The 5,589-nt window shown below is 71.0% G+C and carries 3 protein-coding genes; all 3 read right to left on the reverse strand.

Annotated elements, in window-relative coordinates; translation table 11 throughout:
* A partial coding sequence (locus tag ACZ6EM_RS40020; RefSeq protein ID WP_465774633.1) for a DUF7507 domain-containing protein occupies positions 1-1,534 on the reverse strand: 1,534 nt, incomplete at its 3' end.
* Between the two features lie 613 nt (positions 1,535-2,147).
* A complete protein-coding gene (locus ACZ6EM_RS40025) occupies positions 2,148-3,413 on the reverse strand; it encodes an acyltransferase family protein (protein ID WP_465774634.1) in 1,266 nt (421 codons plus the stop codon).
* A gap of 306 nt (positions 3,414-3,719) precedes the next feature.
* Positions 3,720-5,399, reverse strand: a complete 1,680-nt coding sequence (locus ACZ6EM_RS40030) for a trypsin-like serine protease (RefSeq protein WP_465774635.1) — start codon at positions 5,397-5,399, stop codon at positions 3,720-3,722.
* Between the last annotated feature and the right edge of the window lie 190 nt (positions 5,400-5,589).

Below are 5,589 nucleotides of genomic sequence, written 5' to 3' on the forward strand. Positions count from 1 at the left end.
TCACTCCGATGGTGGTGAGGTCGACGTTTCCGGTGTTGGTGACCAGGTAGGAGTATGTGACGGTCTGGCCCGCGGTGGAGACGGTCGTCGGGGAGACGGACTTGGCGATCGTCAGCGCCGGAGTCGAGGGCGGTGTCGCCGCGTTGAAGGAGTCCGAGGCCGTGACGGTGACGCCTGCGGTGGTGGTGGCGGTGACCGTGGAGGTGTCGGTCTCCTGGGTGCCGGGTTCCATCGCCGGGATGGTCCCCGTGCAGTCGAACGTCGCGCCCGGCACGAAGGGGCCGGCCCAGGTCGTACCGGTGGCCGGGCCGCCCAACGGGGAGAAGTCACAGGACAGGCCGGTGAGGGCCGGGCCGGACGTCGTGCTGTCGGTGACCTCCACGTTGCTCAGCACCAGCGACCCGTTGTTCCTGACGGTCATCGTCACCGGCGTCGGAGTCCCGGCGGGGACGGACTTGCCGGGTGCCGTGTTGTGGTCGCCGTTCGTCGGGCCCTCGTCGGTGGAGAACTTGACGATGGAGAGGTTGTTCCCGCCGCCGGAGTTGTTCCAGTTCGGGTTGTCCAGCGAGGTTCCGGCGTTCTGGCTGGTGCCGTTCCCCATGGCGACCACGACGGTGTCCGAGAACTGCTTGAGGGTGTTGTCCGTGATCGTCACCGGCAGGATCAGCCCGACGCTCGTGTTCGCCGGGACGGTGACGGTGACCGAGATGCCGGTCGGAGTGCACGAGTTGAGGGTGGCCGTGCCGGTGTAGGTGACGTCGTTGCCCAGTGTGTTGGTGGCCGTGTCCAGGTTCTGCTGGGCGATGGTGGACGCGGGATCGGTGGAGTAGGGGAGTGTCAGCCCCGGTACGAACGCCGCGCAGTTGAAGGCCTGGCCGGCCTGGGCGGTGTCCGTGAACGTGGCCGTGGTGGCCGTCGTGCTCGCCGGGGTGTGCATCACCCAGACGATGTTCGTGTCCGGGAAGGCGGTGCCGGTGTAGATGAGCCCGTACTTCTCGGCGTTGGCGGGATTGCGGGGCGGCCACGGCTCGACGACGATCGGGGTGGTGAACGTGACCCCCGCGTTCGTCGTGTAGACGAGGTCCTGCGCGCCGTTGTTGTCGGTCGACAGCTGGGCGCTGATCGTGGTCTGCCCGCAGACGCCCGTGTGCGTCTCGACATAGGCGCCCATGGTGTACGTCACGACGGCGGGCCGGCCGGCGATGGTGGCGGTGCCGATGGCCGCGCCGGTGCCGTCCAGCACGGTCTGCGTGCCGGACGGGAAGTTCGCGAGCTGCGCCGGCATCGTGACCGAGAAGGTGTCACCCGCATGGCTGCCGTCCGGGACGCACCAGGTGATCTGCGTGGTGACGGTCATCCCGGGATGGAGCGGCGCGGACGGCGATCCGGCCCAGGTGGTGGTGATACCGGTGATCGCATTGATCGAAGCGCTGTACGCGGGGGTCTGCGCCCCGTGGATCAGCACGGCCGCGAGCGCGGCCAGCACGACGACGGTCTGTCTGAGGGCAGGCCGCATCATTGCCAGTAGTGGCATTGCTTCTCTCCTAGGAAATCCGGCGAACTCCATCCCGGAGCCGGTCGGCCTCCGACACTGCGGCCGATCGGCTGCGGGTGCGGGGTGTTCACCGTTGAGTCGCGTCGGCCGAATCCTTTCGGCGGCCGTTGAGTGCCTGGTGCGCGTCGGCGCCGGTCACGCTATGGAGCTTCTCGTCATCACCCGCGACCTCCTCGGGGCCGGAACACCTGAATGGCTCTGCCGGGATCCGGGCCGGCCACACGCATTCGGGCGAACCGGCTTCCGTCCGATTCGCCGAAGCGCGGTGAACGCGCCTCATCGGCATGACGTGGGTCGGCTCGCAGCAGTGCGAGAGGACGCACCGTCACATGCCTGACGCACAGCAGATGGTACGTGTCGGTACAGATCTTCCGGCGATTCTCCTTACCTGGCGCGTCGAGGGCGCGCAAGTCGAGGAGGAAACGCGATCCGGCCCGACCGGCCCGACCGGCCCGCACCGTCGGAGTTGCCGAAGCACCGGGGCCGGGGGGCGAAGGCCGGTGAGGCCGACAGGGGGGATGGGGCCGGGAACGCGGACAGGGACCGGTGCCGGGTGGCGCCGGTCCCTGTCGGGCCGCGGGGGTGGGGTGGGTCAGTAGGAGTCGGGGGTGTGCTGCTGCGGCGGGCGGGTGTCCCTGGGGGTGAAGGCGGTGGCCCAGGGGGTGGTGACGGTCTCCAGGACGCCGGGGGCCCGGGTCGGCGCCGGGGCGGGCTGCGGGGGGAGGGGTTCGGCGGCGCGGAGCTGGTCGATGCTCCTGGTCATGCCGGTCTTGAGGCGGGGCGTCAGGGGCTTCTCGATGAGCCGGTGGACCAGCCAGGAGGCGACGAGCATGCCGGTGACGACGATGGCGACCGCCGTCCAGGGCTTGGTGCCGTGGTCGTAGAGGGCGCGCAGGGCGGTCCAGCCCATGGCCTCGTGGAGGAGGTAGAGGGGGTAGGTGAGGGCGCCGGCGAAGGTGAGCCAGCGCCACTGGATCCGGGAGCCCCAGCCCATGGCCACCGCGGTGATCACGAGGTAGGAGAGGGTGGTCAGCAGGACGGCGGGCCAGGTCGGCAGCTCGGGCCGGCCCAGGACGGTGTTCACGTCGTGCTGGTGCTGGATGGTGTAGAGCACCGAGAGGATCCAGCTGATCCCGACGATGCCGAAGAGCATGAGGTTGGGACCGTACCGGTGGACCAGGTAGAGCGCGAGGCCGGCGACGAAGAACGAGGAGACGTCCGACATCGCGAAGAACTCCAGGACCGGCCACTTGGTGCTCGCCGAGACGATGCCGGCGACCGTCCAGATCGAGCAGAAGGCCACGATCCGCCGGTAGGTCACGCCCTGCCACACCACGATGGCGAACAGCAGGTAGAAGCGCAGCTCGGCCCAGAGCGTCCAGTAGACGGCGTCCACGTTCGGGATCCCCAGGCCCACGTGGAACATGGTGAGGTTGGCGAGGACCTGTTCGGAGGGGAGCGGCTGGCGCACGAGCGGCCACATCGTCACGACCGCGGTGGTGAGCAGGACGGCGAACCAGTACGCGGGGTAGAGCCGGATGACCCGGGAGCGGACGAAGTCGCCCACCGGGCGGCCCCAGCTGCTCATGCAGATCACGAAGCCGCTGATCACGAAGAACAGGCAGATACCCGTCCAGAGGTACGCGGCGGGCGCGGAGGCGCGGTGGAACACCTGCTCGGCCGGCTTGCCCCAGGCGCTGATCTCGGGCTTGGTACCGCCGCCGTAGCCGATGTAGTGGTGGAAGACCACCATCAGCGCGGCCAGGATGCGCAGGCCGTCCAGGACGGCGAGACGGCCGCCCTTGGCGGATTTGCGGCGGCCCGAGGAACCTGGTCGTTGCCGGGGGAAAATGCTCACGGCTGACGATAACGCACGCCCTGTAAGCCGCTTGCAGGCCCCTGCGCATGACAGGGCAGGGCGGCGACGGGCTGCGGCAGGGCGTTTTCCCGTGATCGAGGCAAGTGCTGGGAGGGGCGTCCCCGCCCCCGGAGGCGGGGCGGGGACGGACGGTGCGGTCGGGGAAGGCCGGGGGCGGCCTGCCCTCGGGAGTTCCTGACGCGTGCGCCCCGGCGCGGGAGTGGACCACCACCCCGCGCCAGGACGCACGACGGATCGGCGCGCGGAGGGCGCGCCGGTCGGAGGACGCCGGTCGGAGCGCGTCGGTCAGAGCGTGCCGGTGATCGTGGTGCCGGTGTGGTTGCCCGGGATGGCGGTGAGGTCGAGGTTCTCGGGGGCGGCCCAGGTGCCGTCGTTGTGGCGGGCGGTGAGCAGGACCTTGTTGTCCGTGGTGGCGATGGCGAACACGGCGTCGGTGTCGACGGGCGTGGCGCTGATGCTGGTGCCCGTGACGTTGCCGATGACGCCGCCGAGGGACGTCACGGGCTGCCAGGTGTGGTTGAGGTAGCGCATGGTGTGGTACTGGCCGTCGCTCGCGATGAGGGCGAGGTTGAGGTCGTTGCCCTGGCGGGAGACGGCGACGCCGCTCACCGGGCCGGTGCTGCCCGCGGCTTCGGAGACCGCCCCCCAGGTGCCCCAGCTGCCGGAGCCGGTGCGCAGGGTGTGGTAGACCTTTCCGCCGGCCACGGCCGCGATGTGCAGTTCGGGTCCGGCGTCCCCGGACGCTCCGGCGGCGGAGATGGCGGTGATGCCGTTGAGCGGGCCGGTGACGTCGGTGACCACGTTGAACGCGGTCCACTGGCCGGCGCCGTTGCGGATGGAGTGGTAGAGGGTGCCGTTGGCGACCACGACCACGTGCAGGTTGTCGCCGATGGAGGCGATGGAGACCTGGGTGATGCCGCTGAGGTCCGTGAGGGCGACGTTGAGGTCGGCGAACGTCTGCTTCCAGCCGCCGTCGAGGTTGCGGATGGCGTAGTGGAGGTGCCCGTCGCCGCCCAGGGCGATGATGTGGGTGTCGGCGTTGATGCCGGCCGAGGCGACGGCGCGCACCCCGCCGATGGCGCCGGCCGTGGCCTGGACGTCCTCGTACGGGGTCCAGGTGCCGTCGTAGAGACGGCTGGCGAAGTAGAGGTTGGCGTCGCTGCGCACCAGGGCCTGGGTCTTCCAGCCCAGGGACTTCGCCCGGGTCTGCTGCACCCAGCCGGCGACGTTGTCGACGCGGGTGTTGTAGGCGCCGGTGCGGCTCTCGGTGGCGGGCACGCCCAGGCAGCCGCCCTGCCAGGAGCGGGAGGCCACGGCGACCAGCTCGGCCTTGCCGCCCGTCTCGCGGATCACGGGGGCGCCGGTGTCGCCCTTGCAGATCGCCGCGCCGCCGGTGCCGGTCGTGCCGAGGCCGGCGGCGGCCACGGTGTCGAGCGAGAAGGCGCCGGTGTGGAGCTTGAGCGGAGCCCACTCGTCCTTGGTCCGGCCGTACGCGGGCACGCGCAGCGTCTGCCCGGCGGTCGGCGCGGCGGTGGCGACCGCCAGCGGGGCGATGCCGTCGACGGGCGTGGCCAGGCGGGCCATGACGAGGTCACGGCCGGCGTACGGCACCAGCTCGGACACCTCGGCGGTCCTGCCGCCGGTGGTGGTCAGGTCGGTGCGGCCGACGGTGGCGACGGTCTTCCACTTCGGCGCGCCGGCCGCCAGGGCCTGCGGCTGCGCCGGGTCGTCGGCGAAGCAGGAGGCGGCGGTGAGCACCCAGTTGCGGTCGACCAGCGCACCGGTGCAGGCACGCAGGGTGTCGCCGATCGCCAGGCGCGCGGTGAAGGCGTAGGAACCGTCGGCGGCCGCGTTGCCGACCACGGCGCCGGCCGGGGGCGTGGCGAGGGTCGTCAGGGTTCCGGCGGCGAGGACGGCGGTCAGCGCGCCCGCCCGCAGGTTGCGGGACGAGGAGGTGCGAGGCATGAGTGGGCTCCCGAACGTGAGAGGTGGTGATGCGGGGGGTGGTGGTCAGCCGGTGACGCGCAGTTCGAGCAGGGTGGTGGGCTTGCCGCTGCCGTTGCCGCTGCCGATCCCGACGGGGACGGCGGTGCCCTTGGCGATGTCGATGCTCTGGGAGGCGCCCTCGCTGGTGAGCTTGGCGTTGACCGAGTAG

The organism is Kitasatospora sp. NPDC041917, from assembly GCF_055589745.1.

What these genes read in the sequence shown, in the direction of transcription:
- ACZ6EM_RS40030 (WP_465774635.1), bottom strand. Translation starts at nt 5,399, where the DNA reads ATGCCTCGCACCTCCTCGTCCCGCAACCTGCGGGCGGGCGCGCTGACC.